Annotated in this window: 15 protein-coding genes; 6 read left to right on the top strand and 9 right to left on the bottom strand. The window is 51.2% G+C overall.

The genetic code is table 11. The features are described from left to right. Positions 1-13 precede the first annotated feature (13 nt). From hpt to nth, 4 genes are read left to right on the top strand one after another with little or no spacing between them, the layout of a single operon-like run. A complete protein-coding gene (hpt, locus tag BUA40_RS08825) occupies positions 14-559 on the top strand; it encodes a hypoxanthine phosphoribosyltransferase (RefSeq protein WP_072800268.1) in 546 nt (181 codons plus the stop codon). Beyond that, positions 560-1,066, top strand: coding sequence for a hypothetical protein (locus tag BUA40_RS08820; RefSeq protein ID WP_072800267.1), 507 nt, complete (start codon positions 560-562; stop codon positions 1,064-1,066). Further along, positions 1,063-1,851, top strand: coding sequence for a serine O-acetyltransferase (gene cysE / locus BUA40_RS08815; protein WP_072800266.1), 789 nt, complete (start codon positions 1,063-1,065; stop codon positions 1,849-1,851). Before BUA40_RS08820 ends, cysE begins: the two co-directional genes overlap by 4 nt. Positions 1,852-1,905: 54 nt before the next feature. Then, positions 1,906-2,520, top strand: a complete 615-nt coding sequence (nth, locus tag BUA40_RS08810) for an endonuclease III (protein WP_072800265.1) — start codon at positions 1,906-1,908, stop codon at positions 2,518-2,520. 10 nt (positions 2,521-2,530) lie between these two features. Here the strand turns inward: nth and BUA40_RS08805 are convergent, their stop codons facing one another. Beyond that, positions 2,531-3,274 carry a hypothetical protein gene (locus BUA40_RS08805; RefSeq protein WP_255369261.1) on the bottom strand — a complete coding sequence of 248 codons (744 nt, stop codon included), beginning with the start codon at positions 3,272-3,274 and terminating at the stop codon, positions 2,531-2,533. Positions 3,275-3,390: 116 nt separating this feature from the next. Here BUA40_RS08805 and BUA40_RS08800 point away from each other — a divergent pair, with 116 nt between their 5' ends. Next, on the top strand, positions 3,391-5,502 hold the full coding sequence (locus tag BUA40_RS08800; protein ID WP_072800264.1) for a glycoside hydrolase family 30 beta sandwich domain-containing protein: 2,112 nt from the start codon (positions 3,391-3,393) through the stop codon (positions 5,500-5,502). Positions 5,503-5,581: 79 nt separating this feature from the next. On the opposite strand, the gene BUA40_RS08795 is transcribed toward BUA40_RS08800, so the two are convergent. The 6 genes from BUA40_RS08795 to BUA40_RS08770 form a co-directional block, all read right to left on the bottom strand. Then, positions 5,582-6,220, bottom strand: a complete 639-nt coding sequence (locus tag BUA40_RS08795) for a hypothetical protein (RefSeq protein WP_072800263.1) — start codon at positions 6,218-6,220, stop codon at positions 5,582-5,584. A gap of 140 nt (positions 6,221-6,360) precedes the next feature. Beyond that, positions 6,361-7,170: a glutamate racemase gene (gene murI, locus BUA40_RS08790; RefSeq protein WP_072800262.1), complete on the bottom strand. Its 810-nt coding sequence runs from the start codon at positions 7,168-7,170 to the stop codon at positions 6,361-6,363. Continuing rightward, complete coding sequence (locus tag BUA40_RS08785; protein ID WP_072800261.1) at positions 7,167-9,359, bottom strand: UvrD-helicase domain-containing protein; 2,193 nt, start codon at positions 9,357-9,359, stop codon at positions 7,167-7,169. The genes murI and BUA40_RS08785 overlap by 4 nt, the downstream gene beginning before the upstream one ends. 99 nt (positions 9,360-9,458) lie before the next feature. Continuing rightward, positions 9,459-10,490 carry a lysylphosphatidylglycerol synthase transmembrane domain-containing protein gene (locus BUA40_RS08780; RefSeq protein WP_072800260.1) on the bottom strand — a complete coding sequence of 344 codons (1,032 nt, stop codon included), beginning with the start codon at positions 10,488-10,490 and terminating at the stop codon, positions 9,459-9,461. Further along, positions 10,483-11,628 carry a glycosyltransferase family 4 protein gene (locus BUA40_RS08775; RefSeq protein ID WP_072800259.1) on the bottom strand — a complete coding sequence of 382 codons (1,146 nt, stop codon included), beginning with the start codon at positions 11,626-11,628 and terminating at the stop codon, positions 10,483-10,485. The genes BUA40_RS08780 and BUA40_RS08775 overlap by 8 nt, the downstream gene beginning before the upstream one ends. A gap of 3 nt (positions 11,629-11,631) precedes the next feature. Further along, positions 11,632-12,411: a class I SAM-dependent methyltransferase gene (locus BUA40_RS08770; RefSeq protein WP_072800258.1), complete on the bottom strand. Its 780-nt coding sequence runs from the start codon at positions 12,409-12,411 to the stop codon at positions 11,632-11,634. 254 nt (positions 12,412-12,665) lie between these two features. Here BUA40_RS08770 and BUA40_RS08765 point away from each other — a divergent pair, with 254 nt between their 5' ends. After that, the gene (locus BUA40_RS08765; RefSeq protein WP_072800257.1) at positions 12,666-13,478 is read left to right on the top strand and encodes a sigma-70 family RNA polymerase sigma factor; all 813 of its coding nucleotides are present in this window, start codon (positions 12,666-12,668) and stop codon (positions 13,476-13,478) included. 223 nt (positions 13,479-13,701) lie between these two features. Here the strand turns inward: BUA40_RS08765 and BUA40_RS08760 are convergent, their stop codons facing one another. After that, on the bottom strand, positions 13,702-17,934 hold the full coding sequence (locus tag BUA40_RS08760; protein ID WP_072800256.1) for a hypothetical protein: 4,233 nt from the start codon (positions 17,932-17,934) through the stop codon (positions 13,702-13,704). Between the two features lie 23 nt (positions 17,935-17,957). Further along, a complete protein-coding gene (locus BUA40_RS08755) occupies positions 17,958-20,672 on the bottom strand; it encodes a hypothetical protein (protein WP_072800255.1) in 2,715 nt (904 codons plus the stop codon). Positions 20,673-20,715: the final 43 nt, after the last annotated feature.

The following is a 20,715-nucleotide window of genomic DNA, read 5'->3' as shown; positions in this document are numbered from 1 at the left end:
TGAGGAGTAAAGCATGTACAGGATGTCCGAAAAACCGCTGATTGACGCAACCGAGATTCATGAACGGGTGGCAACGCTTGCCCGTGAAATCGCTGCGGCTTACGATTACGACATCCTGATTTCGGCACTCACCGGCGCCTACATGTTTACCGCCGACTTGACTCGCGAACTCGCCAAGGTTCAAGGCATAAATGCGACTCAAAAGAGAATCGCCTTCATCAAAGCCTCTAGCTACGGCGAATCCATGGAATCGAGCGGCAAGCTCCAGGTGCAGGGTCTTGAAAGAATCAACCTTCAGGGCAAAAAAATCCTGATGGTCGATGACATCGCCGACACAGGTTCCACACTGCTCGGACTTTGCGAAATGCTCCGGGAAGCGGGCGTCCAAGACGTTCGTACCTGCGTTTTACTGAACAAACAGGAGCGTCGCGAAGTAGACATCACGGCAGATTTTGTAGGTTTTGAAATAGCAAACGAATTCGTGGTAGGTTACGGGCTCGACTACGCAAACAATTACCGATTCCTACCGGATATATGGACACTACAGGAGACCAACTAAATGGAAAACAACGATTTAGATGACGTCCGACTCCATGCCACCCAAGCTTTCGAAGCTGTAGAACGCAGCTACAACAAGCTCGGCCGCGGCAAACGATTCCTGATTAACCTGGGCGTATGCTTGCTATTCTTTATTGCAGGTTTCATTACTTGTAGTGTGTTCACCAGCATTCCGAACGAAGGCATTATCGAACGCGTGGCGGCCCAGCCCGACATGCCAAACAAGTGCAAGTACCGCTACGATCGCGCCATGGAATACGCCATTATGCACGAATGCGTTTTTGGCAAGGGAACTCCCGGCAGCGAAAAGTCTTTGATACAGCGCATCAACTACTGCACCTGCGCGCTCGAAAGCGTGCAGAAGAAAAAGCCCTACCAGAAAATGTTTGAAAACAACCTCGTTGACTTCACCTTCAAAATCCGCGAAGAAAACCTGTGCCGCGAAAACAAGGTGATTCCCACTTTGGATGACGAAGAAGAAGACTCGAAGGACAAGGCAAAGAAATGAACGTCGAAGAGATAGAACACAAAATTCGCTGCGAAGCCGAAAAACTGGTTCACGACGAACCGCTTTCGGTGCTGATGATTACGGAGCAAATTCTTAACAGCAAGAACTTTGCCGCGATGCTTTCGGTCACTCTTTCATGTCAGCTTGCAGGCGAGGTGATTGACCGCGCCGAACTTGAAAAGGTTTTCGGCATTCTTTACCTCAAGTATCCGGAACTGGTCACATGCGCTGGCAAGGACTTGTACGCTACAGTCCTCCGCGACCCGGCTTGCACGAGTTTTCTGGAACCGCTTCTGTTCTTCAAGGGTTTCCAGGGTCTGCAGGCTTATCGCGCCGCCCATGCCCTTTGGCAAGAAGGTCGTTCCTTCCCCGCCAAGATGCTCCAGAGCATCATTAGCCGCAAGTTTGGCATGGACATTCATCCGGCCGCCAAAATCGGTTACGGTCTTTTGATTGACCACGCCACAAACATCGTCATCGGTGAAACCGCTGTCGTCGGCAACAACGTCAGTTTCTTGCACGGTGTGACCCTCGGCGGTACCGGCAACGAAGTCGGCGACCGTCACCCGAAAATCGGCAACGGCGTGATGCTTGGCGCCCATGCCCAGTTGCTCGGCAACATACACATTGGCGACGGTGCAAAAATCGGTGCTGGCGCAGTGGTGGTGAGCGATGTTCCGGCGCATACGACTTACGCAGGCGTCCCCGCCGTACAAGTCGGTAAGCCGCACGACGAAATGCCCAGCTTCAACATGCAGCAGGACTTCACTCGCGACTGTGAATAAATAGACGAAAGAACGGCGCAAGCGCCTACAGACGAAAGACGAGAGATTTTCTAAGTGAAAAAAGCTGATAAGATAAAATTCATCAGCGAGACGCTCGACGAGTTGCTTCCGGATCCGCCGATTCCACTGGATTACTCTGACCCTTACACGCTCCTCGTCGCAGTCGTGTTGAGCGCACAATGCACCGACCTCCGCGTCAACCAGGTGACCAGAGAACTTTACAAGAAAGCGAAAACGCCTAAGGCCATGGTGAAACTCGGCGTCAAAAAAATTACCGAAATCATCAAGCCCTGCGGCCTTTCGACTACCAAAGGCAAGAACATTTTCAACTTGTCAAAGATTCTTGTCGAAAAGTACGACAGCGTAGTCCCGCAGACCTTCGAAGAACTCGAGGCGCTTCCCGGCGTAGGCCACAAGACAGCTAGCGTCATGATGATTCATGCGTTCAAGATTCCCGCCTTCCCGGTGGACACGCACATTCACCGCCTCGCCAAACGCTGGGGACTTTCCGACGGTTCTTCAGTTGAACAAACTGAGAAAGACCTCAAGAAAATCTTCCCCGAAAACGAGTGGGAAAAGCGCCACTTGCAAATCATCTTGTTCGGGCGAACTTACTGCAAGGCGCTCGGCCACAAGCCCGAAAACTGCCCCATCTGCAGCAAAATCTAGTCGCTAAAATTTAGTCGTCATTTCGCTGGAAAAACCAGTAGTAGAATAAGCTCCAGGCGCCCCAAAGCACGCAAAGCCACATTCCCACATAGCCTGCGGTATAGACGGCATTTGCGATCGTATCGTACTTGAGCAACAATCCCATCTCGGACAGAATAAAATTCCAGTCATGGAATCCGTAAGGGGCTTCGGCACCGGTGCCACCACTAATGAGCATCAGTTTCATATGCAGTGCGTCATCAATGTACACGGCCACATCGATAAAGTTTTCGAACGCCCACCAAAGCGCAATAGATGCCCCTAAAATATCGCGCGGCTTAATCCACAATGCAAAGCAGAATACGAGCGGCATAATAATCTGGAACAGCGAACCGCCCAGCGAATGCAACACTCGGTTCCCGAAAATCGAAAACACCAAGTGCCCTGTTTCATGCACCGGCAAATTCAAACAATGCAAGAACTGCGCCACCCATGCATCGTACCCTTCCTGCACCAATTGAACCGAATAGAAAGCCATCATCACAACCAGAAACGCCCTGACTATAAAAAATGGAGTTCCCGCAAGCGTTTTAGGGTAAAGAAAAAACTGCATCACAACCGGCCAAGAACCCGGTTCCGCCAAGCTAAACGTCGACGGCGTTTCGTGCTTTACCGACACCAAATGCAAAGGCACATCATCCGTAGCCTTTGTGGGGCGCACCATCTGTCTAGCCGGTCGCTCTTCTACAATTCCAGATTCGTTTTCATCCTTCATAGGTTTAAATATACCCAAAAACTTACAATATGGGATTTCCATTTTCTTTTTTACAATTCAAGGGTAAACAGAACCGAAAAATAAAGCTATTTTCAACCAAAATTTGGAGTTGTGTTATGATGAAAAAATTGACTACTGCAGCCCTCGCTGCAGCCACAATCGCTTCTGCAGCAAGCATTACTGTCGACCCGGCCGCAACCAAGCAAGAAATTGTCGGTTTCGGCGGCGGATCCGTTTACTACCAAAGCTGGATTACGGCACTTGCCGACAAGAACAAGCAAGCCCTTTTTGATACAGCCTTTACGGGCCTCAACCTTTCTCTTTTGCGCGTGGGCAACTGGCTCCAGGCCGATACTGCCAAGGTCAGCCAAGACGATATCGAAATCGTGCAGGCAGCCAAGCAGCGCCTCGGCAACCACTTGAAGATTGAAATGTCCAGCTGGTCTGCACCGGGCAACCTCAAGCCGAGCGGCAGCGTGAACGGTAAAGACGGCTCAAGTTCGGCCGACAACTCCCTGAAAAAAGTCAGTGGCGACGCCTATGGTGCTTACGCCTACAGTGACTTTGCCGCCTGGTGGAAAAAGAGTCTCGAAACATACAAGGCCGCAGGTATCGCACCCGACTACATCAGCATTCAGAATGAACCGAACATGAACGCCGATTACGAAGAAACCCTGTTCAATCCCACCGAAACAGACACAGCGGCAGGTTACAAGCAAGCTTTAAATGCGGTCTATGACGCCGTGAAGGGCACCACGAAGATTCTCGGCCCCGAGCCCCTCGGCATCGGCTATAACAACTTCCAAAAGTACGCCAAGGAACTTGACGAAAACAAGCTGGACGGCTATGCCTACCACCTGTATCACGCAGGTGACGGCAACGACAACTCCGGCAATAACTACCTCGCTCCCGAAAACTTCCGCAAGGCCATGAAGTCCATCGGCTCCACCTACGGCGGCAAGGGCAAACCCATTATCATGACCGAGTTCTGCAACATGCTCGACAAGACCCGCGAAGAAGACATGGTGGGCCTCGCCCACATTATGCAGGTCGGCTTTACCGATGGCCAGCTCGGCGGCTACATCGCTTGGGAACTCTTCTGGGGCGAAGGCCGCGGTCAGCTCATCGGCGTTTGCACCGAAGGCTGGGGCAGCTGCAAGAAGGACGAAATCGTCATCGGCCCTGAATACCACGCCATGCGTCACTATTCCAAGTTCGTGAATCCGGGCTGGAAGGCAATCTCTGCCTCCACTACTGAAAATGACCTCAAGACGGTCGCTTTCGCAAACCCCTCCGGCGACTCCGTTTCCGTGGTTGTCATCAATACCGGCAAGACCGCCATTCAGCTTGACGCTCCGGCAATCAGCGGCATGAATGTCGCAACCGCCGTGCAGTCCAAGGAAAACGGTTTCAAGAGCAAGAACATAACCATTGCCAGCTGCTACATGCTCCCTGCACGCTCGGTAACGACGCTCGTTCTCACCAAGACCGCAGCAGCCTCGACCGTCGCCGCCTGCCAAGACGAAACCACCGACCCGAACTACACAGAACCGGTCATTACCCCGTCTGCAGACGTCGTGATTCTCGACTACTCCAAGACCACCGACGTTTCCACCTGGCAGGCCATGAACGACGACCTCGGCGCCGTCACCTACGAAGCCGGCGAACTCGACGGCATTACCGGTTATGTCAGCGTGCCGCTCGCCGGTTGCGACCAGGCCGATTGCGGTTACAAGAGCCAGCTCGTGAACATCAGCGAAGAAGGCGCCGCCGCACTGGCAAGCTGCACCGAACTAGTGATTACCATGCGCAGCCAGGACAACTCCAACGCTTATGTGAATGTGGGCGCCGCAAACGGTGGCAGCTGGGTTGACTACCAGTATGGCCGTACAGCCGCTGCAGGCAAGTGGAGCGAAACCACTGTGGATCTTGAAAAAGAAGGCGACAACGGTTCTACCGCCCTGCACTTCAACAGCGACGCTACCGGAATCTATATCGCAAAGATTGTGGCCACGGGTTGCTCTTCTAGCGGTATCACCAAGGCACCCAAGTTCGTGGCCAATGACCGCTTTGCCCCCGCCAAGGTCTTCGACCTGAACGGCAACCTCGTGTGGAGCGGTATCAAGGGTCAGGCTCTGAATGCCGACGGCACACTGCGTCTCGACCTCCGTCAGGGCATGTATTTGGTGAAGACCAAGTCCTCAACCGTAAAGGCTATTAAGAAGTAGGAAGTAGACAGTATTTTTCTTCCTACTCAACAAAAAAAAGCGGGCTTTAGCCCGCCTTTTTTTTGCTTTAGCAACTCAATTAGCCTTCTTCCAAGGCTTCCTTGAATTCATCGACCGTAGCGATGTATTCGTCGATCTTGTCTTCCTTGGAATCAAGGTAAGAAAGAATCTGTTCCAGATGTTCCTTCTTGAACACGGCCTTAAGCTGGCGAGATGCGTGACCGCGATAGCCCCATTCCTTGAGGATTTCGTCGGTGACCACGAAGGCGTCGTTCATCGAAACGAAACGCATCGGGCCATAAACAGCCCAGTTGTGTTCCATCTGCATGCATTCCGGTTCCTGGAGTTCCGGATTAGCCATGTAGCGCTGGATGTGGCGGGTACGCACGTCCTTGATCTTGTCGACGCGCATGTAACCCATAATCAAGTACTTGTTGCGGAGTTCGGAATCGCTCAAGCCTTCGTAACGGGTGCCAAACAGAATATAGCGGCTCTTTGCCTTGAGGATTGCGTTGATCGCCTTCACGTTATAGCAGCTCATCAGGCCATAGGTGCTGGTTTCGTAGTTGGGTTCGTAAAGAAAACCCTTGCCGTTTTCGTTGAGCTGGTCGCGGACCGGCATTTCGGACTGGTGGCTGGTTTCGACGTAGAGCAAGCTACCGGCTGCGTTACCGCGGTAGTCCTGCCAACCTTCGAGATTGATCTGTGTTTTAGGCATTTGTCATCCACTCTAGTTAGGTTAAACTTTGGGAACCCCGAACTTTAGGCCCGGAGTCCCCTTTTTATATAAATCTTACAATCGGACTACTTGTGGCAGTCCGTTGCTTATTTTCAATATGCAAGATACAAATTTATAAGCTAAAAGGTAATTGATTCCGCCGAAAAACCGGTCATTCCAAAGAGAGAGGCCCCTTTTTCGAAGAATTTCGCGGTATCGGTCGTCAAAAACCGGGTTTTTCCATTTTTTGTAAGACGGCATTCCATTTCCGGATGACGTTTCAGGTAGTCCACCGTCTTTTCGGAAACGATGTCGCCCTGGAACACCAGCTTCACCTTTTCGGGGAGGGCGGCACGTATAGCCCCTTCCAGAAGCGGATAATGGGTACAGGCCAGCAGAAGCGTATCGATTTCCGGATCTTCCTTCAAAAGGGCATCCACGTCCTTCTTTACAAAGAACTTCGCCCCTTCGGATTCACGTTCGCCGTATTCGACCAGAGGCACCCACATGGGGCAGGCATGCTGCGTCACCTTAAGGTCCGGGAAGAAATGGTTGATTTCAATCAGGTAACTCCCCGAAGACACCGTACCTGCCGTACCGAAAATGCCGATATGGCCGGACTTGCTGAACTTGCCGATTTCTTCGGCGGTGGGTCGCACAATGCCAAGCACGCGCTTATCGGGGAATTCATACGGGAGCACGTCCTGCTGGATGCTACGGAGCGCCTTGGCAGATGCCGTATTACACGCCAGAATCACCAGGGGGCAGCCGCGGCTGAACAGTTCACGCACGGCCTGCAACGTATAGCGAAAAATCGTCTCGAAGCTGCGGGAGCCATAAGGAGCACGAGCGTTATCACCCAGGTAAAGGTAGTCGTACTGCGGAAGAGCCTTCTGCAGGTTCTTTAAGATCGTCAGGCCACCAAAACCCGAGTCGAAAACGCCTATCACAGGGCTTCCTCCATCATCTTGTGGACCATGGGGAGCATGTGAACCTTAGGGTCGAACTTTTCGTTTTCCTTGCGGCACTCCAGAACATCGATCGGCGCCAGCACCTTCACGTTCACCTTGCAGCGCTTGGTATCTTTACGGCGTTCCCACACAGGGCCAGAGCCCTTAATGACAATCGGCAGCATAAAGGCATCGTTTTCGCAGGCAAAGCGGAACACACCGCTCTTGAAAGAGCCGAGCGCACCCGTCTTACTGCGGGTTCCTTCAGGGAAAATAAACACACGCACCGACTTGCCTCTTTTTGCAATCGCATCACGGACAGCCTTTGCGGCACCACCCTTTTCGCGATTCACCAGAATGCAACCGATCTTATGCATCCAGAAATTCAGGAACGGAATGCGAGCGAGAGACTGCTTTGCCACAAAACCGACCGTCTTCTGGAGAGCCAGAAATACAATCGGAATATCGGCAAACGAATTGTGGTTCCCGACAATGAACACCGGGCGACTCCAATCAACTTTACCGAGCTGAGCCTGGTCTTCAATCGTCAAATCGACACGCAGCACCTTCATGCAGAATCTTGAAAAATCCTGAATCTTACGATCAAGCCATGCGTCAAAATTTTTTCCGTAATAGGGCTTGGTAAACGGAAGTGTGAGGATATAAAACAGCATATACCCCAGCACCGACACCGCGACATAGATTTTAAACAAGATTACAGGCATAAACGCTACCGAATAATTTTTTGATTCCTTAGGCAAAAACCTTGAGCGCCTAAAACGACGCAACCGGCCTTTCCAGAATCTACGCTTGCAATATAACAAAAATAGGCACGCCTCGGCACGGGTCACCCCGACGTAGTAAAGCCTACGTTCCTCGTCCAGTTGCTTTTTACGGGCCTTGCGGTCGCCGGTACATTCTCCGGGAGTGAGTTTTTCACATAAGCCCGCATAATACACCACCGCATACTGGAGCCCCTTGGAGGCATGCACCGTTTCGATATGCACGCCGTCTTCAATAGTTACCTCGGGCGAAGACTCCCCCGCCTCCGTCACCACATCGCCAGCAATAGGAATTCCATAGTCGCGAAGAGCTTGCTCGTAGTAAAGGCGCTGCCGGTTGTAGCGAACGAGAATCGCAAAATTTTTCCAGGCAAGGTCGTAACCTTCACGAAGTTCTTTGATGGACACGACAATCTTCTGGATTTCTTCGACAGGATTATCGGACACCCAAATTTCGGGTTTGCGATTTTCCTTATAGAGCGGATTTCCGCCGGACCCTTTCAGGTTTCCTGCACGCAGCATCTTGCGCAAGTGAATCGGCTTGTTCTTGAAAATGTCATTCGCCAAGTACAGCACATTCGGTACCGAACGATAATTCCATTCCAATCGAATTTGCGTGCTTTCCTTGAAGTCTTCGCAAAAGCGCTCGATGTTTCCGATGTCGGCACCGCGGAATCCGTATATGGCCTGGTCGTCATCGCCCACGACAAACAATTGCTTTCGTTCGCCGAGCAGTCCCTTTACCAAGCGGTACTGCGACGGGTTGATATCTTGGTACTCGTCCACCAAAATCTCTTTCCACTGTTCGCGAAAATAATCCCGCGCCACCTCGTTGGTTTCAAGCAATTGAATCGCCGAATAAATCAAGTCTTCGAATACGACTTGTCCCGATTCCAAAACCGCCTCGCGAAGCGGTTGCAACTTCGCCGACACCGCTGCACCGTAGCAATCCGAAAACAGGTTCTCCCGCGACACCTTGACTTTCAACTTGAGTTTCGACAGCGCCTGCGAAAATTCACGCTCCGACGATTCCGTCGGCACAGGCATTTTCTTGAAACCCAAAAGTTCATAAGCTGGGCACTCACCGCCCGCACCATTCGGCACATTACACTTCAGCATGTACAGCGCCAGCGAATGGAACGTACACAGCCGCACGCCCGCATTCGGGAACAACTTCTGCACGCGTTCCCGCATCTCGGCGGCGGCCTTTGCGGTGAAGGTCAGCGCTAGGATTTTTTCGGGTTCTACACCGCAAAGAATCCTGTACTGGATTCGCTTGGTCAAGACGGAAGTCTTGCCCGAGCCGGCACCCGCCAGAATCAAAAGTTGCGCACCTTTTTCATGGTCGTGCAGCACCGCCGCACGCTGGTCAGAATTCAACCCTTTCAGGATTTCTTCGGCGTCCATAACGCCTCTTATGGAATGGGGCGAAGTACATGTAAATCGCCACCGCTATCTAAAAACCGACGCACGCCCCAACGTCTGTTCAAGGCCTACGCCGTCGAATTATTTCGGTTCGCCTTCAGTTGCCAAGTCTTTCGCAGGAGCGTTCGCCACAGGCGACCCTCCAAGCAAAAACACAAATGCACCGAACAGGCTCAGCAACAAGCTCACAAAGTAAGCAAGCAACTGAATCACCACCGATTCAAGCCCCGGCACTCCGGCACGAGCAAAAAGCGACTGCGCCAAAAGTTCACGCGGACCAAAGCCACCAATCGAAATCGGGAGCGCACTCACGATCGCAACCAGCGGAATGTAATAGAAGTACCACGAAATCGAGAGGTCGACACCGACCGCGATTCCGCAAAAATAATGAACCAAGATTCGAAGGCCCTGAGTCACCGCCGAAAGCAAATTGATAGAAGCGAACAACTTGACCGAGCGGAAATGCTGGAAACGTTCGAACATATGTATCAAGCGCTCGTTAATTTTTTTCGGGAAAACCTTCGTCAAGATTTTGCACAACAGGCGACCGAGTCTACGGCTGCAAAGAGCGGCAAACAGCGCACAGAAGCCGAGGAAAATCCACACCGACGGCCACATGAACGAACGCTGCGCTTCGTCGTGCATAAAGAACAGAAGGCCCATCGCAAGCGCAAACAGCGTAATAAAGAACAGCCCGTAAAGGCGGTCAAAGAAGGTTGCCGTAAGTCCGGCGCCAACCGTATCCTGACCACCCTGCATACGGATATCGTAAATCTTCTTGGCATCGCCGCCCACGTTACCCGGCATAAAGTTATTAAAGAACAAGCCCACATAATAAAGCTTGAGCAAATGTCCGTAACCGAGTTTCACGTTCTGCTTTTCAAGCAAAAGCTTCCACTGCAAGCACGCCGTAAAATTCGAAAGACCCAGACACAAAAGTGCAACAATCAAAGGCCAAACGCTATGCGTACTGAACAGACGATACAAATCGTCAACGCTCCAGTCCGGAGCCATCACGATGTTTCGGTACACAAAGTAGGCGGGAACAATCGTCACCACCAGCTTCAAACAAAAAATCAGAGCCGACTTCAGTCGACCATCTATTTTACTCATCTCCTCCCCCTACCTGACGCTGGATAATAGCCTCTTGAATCAAGTCAAGAGTCTGTTCCGCAGCGCAGTCCCAACGGAATTCCCCCGCATAGCTTTTGGCTGCCTGCGAAAGTCTCGTACGCAGGTCGTCATCGCTATAAAGCCTATCCATTTCCATGGCACAAGTGTGTGCATCTCCCACCGGGAACAAAAGTCCCGTTTCACCATTTCGCACACTGTCCCTGAGCCCAGGCACATCGCTGGCAATCGTCGTCGTTCCGTGCTTAGCAGCCTCGACGACAGTCAAGCCCCAGCCTTCCTTGAAACTCGTCTGCAAAAGTGCCACCGCATGTGCAAGCAGTTTCTTTTTCTTCTCAGACGAAACAAACCCCAAAAGTTCAACGTGTTCTTCGAGTCCCCGTTCCTTAAGCCAGGCGGGAATCTTTTTCAGAAGCGGACCGTCACCCGCCACCACCAGCTTTACATCCGGATGGTTCTCGGCAAATTCTTCAAACGCCTGAAGCGCCGTCCAAATCCCCTTGTAGCGATGCACACGCGACAGCCACAAGAAGTAAGGTACAGAAGATTCTTCTTCAACCGGAGCAACATCAGGAACAGATGCAGCAACATCATCATCGGAGCCGTTGTAAATAACCGAGATGCGGTCTTCGGCAATTCCGATTTCTTCCAATTCTCGCTTGGTACTTGGGCTCACCACCACAAACGGCTGCTTGCGATAGAACCAGGGAATCATCCGTTCAAAAGCCCACACCACAAAAGCGACCGGGAACGAGGCCTCGTGGAAAATCGAGCCACGCCACAAGTGATGCATTTGCACCACCACCGGTTTCTTGATTAAGAAGGGAGTGAACAGAGGAAGCTTATTCAGGTCTTCGACCACCAAGTCAAAATTAAACTCGCGATCCAGCTTGCGGATATTCATCGCCACCGTGAGCTGGAACAGCAGGTCGCCACCCTTGCGCACCACCTGGATGCCATCGACGACTTCGCGTTCCTTACAGCCAGCAAAGGCAGTCGTCAGGAGCACCACCTGGTGTCCCGCTTCTGCAATCAGAGAAAAAATGCGGTGTAAGTGTTTCTCGGCGCCTCCCGCGGCGGGGTGCAACCGATCGCGATAATTTACGACAAGGATGTTCATCGGCTAGGGCTTCTTGCCCAAGACTCCAATGCACAACTGCGTGTAGTGCATAAGCGAATTGTTTTCGAGTGCGTCCAGAATTGCGTCCTTGGCCTTCTGGTAAGCAGTCCCCTGCAGCGGATACTTCGGCAACTCCACGCCCACCTTGAAACCCACTTCGCGCAAGATGCGGTAGAACAGGTTCGGGCGCATCCAGTCGCCATACTGGTAAACACATTCAAAGCCTGCATCAGTCATGAGCTTCTTGAGCTGCGGCATAGTGAACTGCTTTTCCCAACCGGCAAACCACTTGTCCATCGCAATTAGAATATGTTTGATGACGGTGTAAGGGTGAACCGTCTGCGGCACATCGCACAGACAATGACCGCCATGCTTCAAGATGCGGTAGTTTTCCTTGATCAGCGGGAGCGAATCCTTGAAGTGTTCGGCCAGACCCTGATGGAACACCAGGTCAAAAGTGCAATCCGGGAACGGCGCCTTGAAGGCATCGCCACGGACCAACTTCAAATTGTCGTAAAGGTTGTCTTTGGCTCGAATGGCATCTACAATCTTCAAACTATTTTCAGCGTAATCGAGCACGTAGACATCGGCACCCAAGCGAGCAAGTTCGGCACTATCGCGACCGGTACCGGCGCCAACCTCCAAAACCTTCAGGCCTTCGAGCTTAAAATTCTTCTTAATCGTATTCAACACGGACGGGGACGAAGGGTAAACCTTGTCCATATCGTTCTTCTGTTGCCAAAATCTGTTCCAGACAGACTGATCAGGTTCTTTAATAGACATAGCGTGTAAAATATACGAAAATATTGAAAACAAATTCGCAAACGCTACGCCTATGGGGATTTCACGCCAAGCGCCGGATTTGTCATAAAATCACGACAATAGTTGAAAATCAAAGACAATTTTTCTAAATTTAGAGACAGAATTCACGAAAGTGTGACAATATACGGGAAATTTGATACACTTTGCAATTTTTTTACACTTTTGGCACGCATCTTGCTTTAAAAAAAGCGATATTAAGGATGTAAGGTTATAAAATGCATATTGATTCTACTGATACTACTCTAAAACGTTACCTCGAAGATATTAGACGCACCGCTCCCCTCTCTCGTGAAGAAGAGCAGATTCTGTTCCAGAAAGCTAAAGAAGGCGACAAGATCGCCCGTAAGAAGCTTATTTCTGCAAACATGCGTTTTGTTTTGAAAGTCGCTATTCAATACCGTGGTTGCCCGATTCCGCTGCCGGACTTGGTGAGCGAAGGCGCTATGGGTCTTGTACGTGCTATCGAATCCTTTGAACATACCCGTGGTCTTAAGTTCATTAGTTACGGCGTGTGGTGGATCAAGGCTTACATTACCCGCGCCATCAACGAACAGGGCAACCTGATTCGCTTGCCGGCTAACCAGCACCTCCGCGTGCGTAAGGCTTTGCACGAACAGAGCCGCGGTAAGGAAATCAACGAAGAAATCCGCGAACTTATCCAGATCGGTCAGCGCGGCGTTTCGTTTGACAGCCCGCTCAAGGCAGACTCCAAGGCAACCTACGCCGAAGTGCTCCCCGACGGTACCGCAACGAACCCGGAAAACGAATCCGAAATCCAGAGCGTCGAAGCTTTGGCTCGCGACCTCATGGAACAGCTTCCGGAACGCGAAGCCAAGGTGATTACCGGCATCTTCGGTATCAACCAGGAAGCTCCGCAGACGCTTCGCGAAGTGGGCGAATCCATGAACATCTCTCACGAACGTGTCCGTCAGTTGCGCGACCAGGCTCTCCGCCGCATCCGTAAGTACAACAGCAAGGAATTCTTGCAGGACAAGAAGGACGCCTTCCTGGCCGCCATTAATAAGTAATGGCAGCCCTAGACGCATGGGGCTCCGCCCCCTGGACCCCTTTTCCACAAGCTGACTAAAATCAACAAATAACAGATATGAGCTACGAGCTCGCTCCCTTCGGGAACTTTGGGCTTTGAGACAAAAAAAACATTCAGCTACCGCCGAATGTTTTTTCATATTCTACCCACAGGGTGCTTTGCACCCGGGCTCACCGCTCAAAGGGCGAAGCCCGTGCTCAATGCTACTTTTTGTGTTTCTTGCGGCGGACGCCCCACTTGTCCTTGATTTCTTCGACAATCTTCTTGTCTTCGTAACGGACCACCATCTTGAACTGAACGTTGTAAACGCCGGTTCCCACGAAGCGTCCCTTGTGATCCTTGAAGTTCCAGTTCACAAAGACCTTCTTGTCGGTTTCAAGGCAGTTGCCGCCGAACTTCGGGCTATTACAAGGCACCGTGATAATGGTGTCGTTCACGTACTGGCCCAAGTGATCGAAGTAGTTCACAATGAACGAGATATACACATCTTCGGGCTTCAAGGAATCAAGCACCGTCGGATCGTAAGATCCATCGGCAGAAACCTGCGCACGGTCCAGGAGCTGCGGCACAAAGCGCTCGCCCAGCTGCACCAACTGACCAAGGGCACCTTCTTTTTCCATATCTTCCTTGGTGGTCGAGCCCGGCATATAGCGCAGGTTCACAGAGCTTACGGTCTGCAAGGTATACGTCTTGCCATCAGCATCTTCCCTCGGAGTATCATCGTTCAAGTCAAAGCTACCCATGGTCGTCGCTTCAACCAAGTGGTTCAACAGGCCGCCGATAATGACCGACTGCGGATTTTCGCCGGCGATGTTATCATAGTTATCCTTGATGGCATCCTTGGCACCCTTGCGCACCATAATGGAGTCACCCGGCATAATCGTACCATCGCTACCGTTAAACACCAGCTTTGCGGAAAGGCCGTCTGCAGACCAGTCGATTCTCGTGGGATTCAGTTCAATCACCTCTTCACCATGGACGTAAGAGAAGTAATCCACTCCCTTGAGGTCCTTGGAATGAATCGGTTCAGAGAACACCACCAAAAGCGTGTCAGCCTTCTTGCCATAATCCAGCGTAGCGCTAGCCACCACAGGAGCCATCTTGTCGACCAGCGGAGCGACATCTTCGTTCACGAAGGTTTCACCGAAGATCTTGTAGTAGGTATAGATATTGGCCTGCGGCAGGTCTTCGCTAATGCTTGTCACACCCGAGGCAAGTCTCGTTGTGGCAAACACTTCCCAAATAACGCGGGTCGAATCCTTCGGGTCAATCCTCAGATCAGCCGGCTGAGCTTGCAGCTGAATCATCATACCGCGATAGCTGTACCACGGGAACGTCATATAGAGAGTACTGTCGATATCGTCCTTCGTCAACTTCTTGTCAAACACGGCCACGATCTGGTCAAGAACACCATCGCCATCGGTATCCCAGTATTCCACATTCTGGACCTGCGGGAACCTGTCGACCACCTTGACGGGCACTTCGCGTTCGTATTCGTCAGAAGTAATGTAAGGCAGGTTCGTGAAGGTTGCACCCGGATACAGCGACACACTATCCTTGTAGTCACCCTTCAGCTTGAAGCTCTTGCCCACAAAGATCACGATATCCTTAGCCGGCATGTAAACCTTCTTGATCTGGTCCACATCGAATCCATAGCGTTCCGCATCCTGCTTAAGCATCACCATCATTTCAGGAATGCTGACGTCAACCGGGAATAGGTCGATATTGTACTGCAAGAAGAGGGAGTCCATTCCGTTTACGCTGCGAATTGCATAGGCATCCTTGATGACATTGCTACCCACTTCCACAATCGGGGATTCACGCACGTAAGCCGCATCGGAACCAGCCTTGTCGCGATAAGACACCAGAGCCTTGGCATCCTTCGGGAATTCACCAACCGGCGGAAGCACCAGGTATTCAGAAAGTTTATCCACATAAATGCGGTCACGAGCCGTATTCAGCTCAGGATTCACGCAATCATAAACCTTGCCGTCAATAACAAGCTGGACACCATCCAACACGTAGCTCTCGGGCAGCGAATCCTTCAAGAGGATTTCTACATAATCCAAAGACATGTCGCCATCGGTATCCTTGATGTAACCGATATAGGTGTCCGGGATTGGATCGTAGAAGTTGATGTTATCGATAATGACCATTTCATTACCGCCGAACACCTTGATGGAACCACCCTGTACCACCTTGTCGGCAGTCACGAAGATAGTAACGGAACCATCAGCATTCACTTCGAGGTAATCCGTCTTTTCACCCGTCGCAGGGTCAATCAACTGGACATCTGTCCTGGACACAATTTTCAAGGAATCCGGATCGCCAAAATACTTCTTCACCTTATCCGGATCCAACGTGATAGCGACAACGTCGCCCACCTTGGCGGAATCTAGGCCGGAATTGTAATGCAAATCCAAGGTATCGCTTACCGGACTATTGGTCAACTTGTAGCTGTTGCCGTTGATTACAACCACATTCGGGTCATCCGGATTCGGATCTGTCGGAGCAAGCACAACCGTCTTCGAGACAATGGAGTCGCCCTTTTCGAAGCGTTCCATAGTCGGATACATGTCGAGACCATCGTCATCGTCATCATCTTCGTCTTCAACGCCGTAGTACTTATTAGAAGAACTGGAATAATCACCTTCATCTTCGCCGCTACCATGGTTCTTGCTCGAAGAAGACTTGCCGCCTTCATCTTCGCCGTTGCCATTTCCACCACTCGAAGAATTTCCTCCGTTGCTGTTGCTGCTGGAGTGGCCGCCATTGCCGCCGGAACTCATGTTAGAATCGCCTGCGCTGCTGGTGCCGTCATTACCGCTGCTACCGTTTTCGTTACCGGAACTGTTGCCGCCATTACTATCAGAGCTAGAGCCGTTACTATTGGAGCTGCCACCATTGCTGTTGGAGCTACCACCGTTGCTGTTAGAACTTCCGCTATTGCTACCGGAGCTAGAAGCATCACCACCGGAACTGTTGCCATTACCGGCAGAACTCATGCTGGTTCCGCTGCTGGAACTACCATTGCTATTGGAGCTGCCACCATTGCCATTGCTGCTGCTAGACTTTGCACTGCTGGAAGATTCATGATATTCCACCAGCGAAGAGCTGCTCTGAGAGCTGCTAGACAATTCTTCGTCGCCTCCAGAATGACCGCCTTCGCGAATCACACCCACGCCCGAAAGAGGAGCCAAATCATCAAGATACTTGTCGACGTACTGCACATGGATCAACACGTTATCGTTAATTAGCTTTTCCGGATTCGCCGCAAAGTCCACAAAGACCATGTGACCCGTATTGGACGCCACAAAAAGATGTCCGTAGCCATCCGTTGTACCCTGGTCCAATCGCCAACCCACGGGGCCGCCATCCCAGGTTCTCGGTTCCGGCATGTTCGCATAGGATTCCACAAAGAAGTACTTACGCAAGTCAATCGTCGCCACGACTTCGGCAGTAACATTCTTCCCGTTGACATGGGGTCTAATCTGCACAATGCGAGCACCGCCGAACACGAAGATGGTCTTGGAATAGGTATCGTAGGTACCACCGTGAGCACCTTCCAAGCCATCGATCAAAATCTTGGTTCCGACAGATTGAATGACCTTGTCACCAACCTTTCCACCTACGTCTTTTTGATTTTGCTTAGTAACATCTACCCAGGTCGTATCGGTAAACACACCGAAATAGGCTTTCTTGTTTTCTTTTTTGCGTTCAGATTCCGTGCATTCGCCGTAATCATTTTTACCGTAGTCGTACTTTTCGCAACCACCGCCCTTGTAGTCCGAATAGGTAAAGAAGGCTCGACCTTCGCCATCCCAAATAACAGTCGTCAACTGGTCGTTACCGGATCTTTCGAAATTCGGTCTTAACTTCACGTAATACCCATTGGAAAGATTCGATGTCGCCGCATCCGTAGCCGTCGAGAAACGATACAAATGTCCCGGAATGCCTGAAGCCCACAGCCAAGGTTCCTTCGGGTCCATCATCAAATGCCAAAAACCATTGGTACTCTGGGTTGGTTGAGCAGTCCTGACCAAGCAAACGCGACCACTATCCTTGGCGGTCTTACTAATCTTGTGAATAGGCGTACCCTGAGCCGCCACCAACAAATCGCCATCGGTGTGGTGAACAATACCGTCGGCACCCTGCATACCATCATCTGTCGTACACAAAGTCTTTCGGTCCGAAGGTTTCATCAACAGGTAGCCAGCGCCATTGTACTGGTAACTAATACTTTTAACACGATCTTTTTCTCTGAACTTGGTATAGTACAGAGTCGCCTTGGTCGCAGCATGGGGCACGATATCGCCAATCTGCTGAATCCAAATACCCGTCGCCGGGTTTTCCGGGGCGGGAATTTCAATGTCCGCGGCAAAGCATGCCACCGCAGACAACAAAAGCATCGGTATGAATTTAATCGTATTTCTCATGTTCGTACCCTCTAAAAGAACCTTTACTTGGATCTCTTTGCAGAAATGCCCCATCTAAAGATTCTTTCAACCTTAAAGTCTTCTTTAGCTCCGTAAACTTTTACTCTGAATTTTGCGAGATAGATTCCGGCGCCCACCTTGCGGCCATTGTCGGCGCGCATGTTCCAGCGAACGTAGAGCTTGTCCGGATTTTCAAGGCAGTTGCCGTCAAAGAACGGATCATCGCAAGCGATGCTGCCCGAAGCGCCACCCACATAGTTACCGATGTTGGTGTACACATAGAGTTCCCAGTGAAGTCCGATATCTTCCATATTCGGCACCACGTCACCCGTAGAATCCTTCGCCATAATGGTAGAATAACCGATATCCATGAGCACGCCCAGAGAAGACTGGTCAGACGCTTCCTTGGCTTCTTTCACGTGTTCGATTGTGAAAGGCTTTACGCGGTCGCTCAGTTCTTCGGCCTTGTTCAAGTCTGCAAAGGAATTGGTCTTCATAATGACGCGGGGATCGCCTTCAACCATGACGGCCGGCGACTTTTCAGAAACCTTGTTGCCCTTCTTGTCCACAAGACCGCTAGTAAAGTTGTCAAAGCGTACGGAGTCCGCCGGGTTCATGCGAGTAGCGAGATCCAAACCCGCTTCCATGTACAACGTAAGCTCGGTACCTTTTTCGTTCCATTCTGCAGAAGTCAAGCTGTAGTGAACCCATTCCCCGTCTACATAGAAGGCGAGGCAATCATCCGTGAGATTCACGTTCTTCTTGTCCATGGCTTCGGAGAAGGTAATCTTGAACTTATCCGGTTCCATCATCTGGAACGATTCCGGATTCAGGAACGTGGAAGAAATCACCGGAGCCATGTAGTCGTTCATACCGTACAAGGAATCCGGATCTTCGATGCTCTTGCCCTCGACGGTAATCGTATTCTTGACGACGGCGTAGCCATATTCAATCTTGCCACCCTTCGAATAGGACTTGTCAATTCCTGTCAGCATATTCTTGACATCGTACTTTTCAGGATCAAGTGCAAAGCCAAGCAGCGTGCCGTCAGACGAAATCGTAAGGTCCGCAAGGTTCGGCTTGATGGCAACGAGTTCGCCATCGTTATCGAGCCAGTAGAAGGCAATGTCCATCTTCTTGAGGTCGTCTTCGGTAATGGGAGTTTCAAAGCCAAGCGAGGTGGAATCCATGCGGCCATCACCGTCGCGGTCATAGAAGCCGTTCTTGTCGTTGTCCACGTAGATACGGCCCGCATTCTGCACCGGCACTTCCTGGTTGTTCGCACTTGTCGGAACGCCGTCGGCAGCCGTGAGGATTCCATCGGGGCAATCCTTGCTGGAGCAGATCGTCGAAATCTTGAGCATGTCGCCAACCGACACGACACCGGATTCCACCGTGAACACCCACTGGTTCCCCTTCTTGGAAATCGCATTCACATCAATCGGATTGCTGTTGAGCAGCAAGCCAAGACCGCTCGTCCAGGACGGGTCCATCTCCTTGTTGAAGCGGACAATCATGGTATCCGTTCCATCGCCGCCCTTGAGCAGCGTCGCCGATTGAATAGCGGCACCGATACTGTCGGCCAGAGAAGTCTTCAACCAGTCGCAGCGGTTACCGACCGAGCACACATAAGCCTTGACCGCACCCGTTGCAGAATCGGTCTGCAGTTCAACCTTCACTCCGGGAAGTCCATACACATCGCCATCGCGCGTTTTATCGCCAGCGAATTCCTTGAAGGACTTGTCATCCGGCCAGCTGTAGAAGAACGAATCCACCGACATGGAATCGGTCTTACCGCCGAACCAGGTCGCAATGCTGTCACCAATGCCATCGCCATCGCGATCGTAAATGGCGGCATTATCAAGAGTCGGCATGTCGGGGTTTGTAAACTGGTATTTTCCCGGGAACGGTTCCGTCAAAATAAACTCAGTCGTGTCCCTGGGGTTCTTGTAAGCGTTCATGCTAAAGCCGGAACCATCGGTGATGGCCTTGGGCGCAACGATCATGAACTTGCCACGGCCGTCGATAATATCCAAGCGGATGGTTTCATCAGAAAGCTTCAAGTCTTGTCCGCCTGCGCTCAGGAACTTCAGGTTTTCGCTTTCGCCAGAGGGTGCAAAATAGAACGTCTTCGTAAGGCCGGAATCAACGAGGCCTTTTTTGGGGCCCATCGGAATAATCGCCTCTACATCGACATGCATGGTATCGCCCACTTCGTACTGAAGTTTGGACACGTCGGTCACTTCTTCGCCTTTGACGATGTACTTAAGGCGGGGCACGTAAAAGTTATAGACAATGCTTACAATCGGACGGGTCGCCACATCGTCGTCCGATGTACCCAAGTTAATGTTGTACACTCCATAAGGGCTCGAGACACCGATCTTTACCAAGCCATCATCGGCCGCTGTCACCGCCGTAAGGTTCTTGACTTCGGAATCATCGGATTTGAGTCGGAGCTTTATGGAATCGAGTTTCTGTTCCTGCGGAGCATACACAAAAAACTCGGCACCTGGAACGGCAAGGGATTTATCCTTAGGATCTTCACCTTCAGGAACAACCCAGAGGCTAGCCGTACGGCCATCGTTGATTCGGTAGAACTTGCAAGGATCTTCTGATTCCAGCGTTTCCAAGGTCTTTTCGTCTACACAACGAATCAAGTCATCAGCAAAAGAGCCTGTCGAAAGACAAAGCATCGACAGCCAAGCAACCGAAAGAAAATGACCTTTAAGGAAACGCATTACAACCTCAATAAAAGCGACCGATTTCTGCAAACATTTCTTT

Origin of the sequence: Fibrobacter sp. UWT2 (assembly GCF_900142545.1) — a bacterium.
Taxonomy (GTDB): domain Bacteria; phylum Fibrobacterota; class Fibrobacteria; order Fibrobacterales; family Fibrobacteraceae; genus Fibrobacter.
The sequence above is the reverse complement of the archived record's forward strand: the minus strand, read 5'-3'. Positions and strand labels throughout refer to the sequence as shown.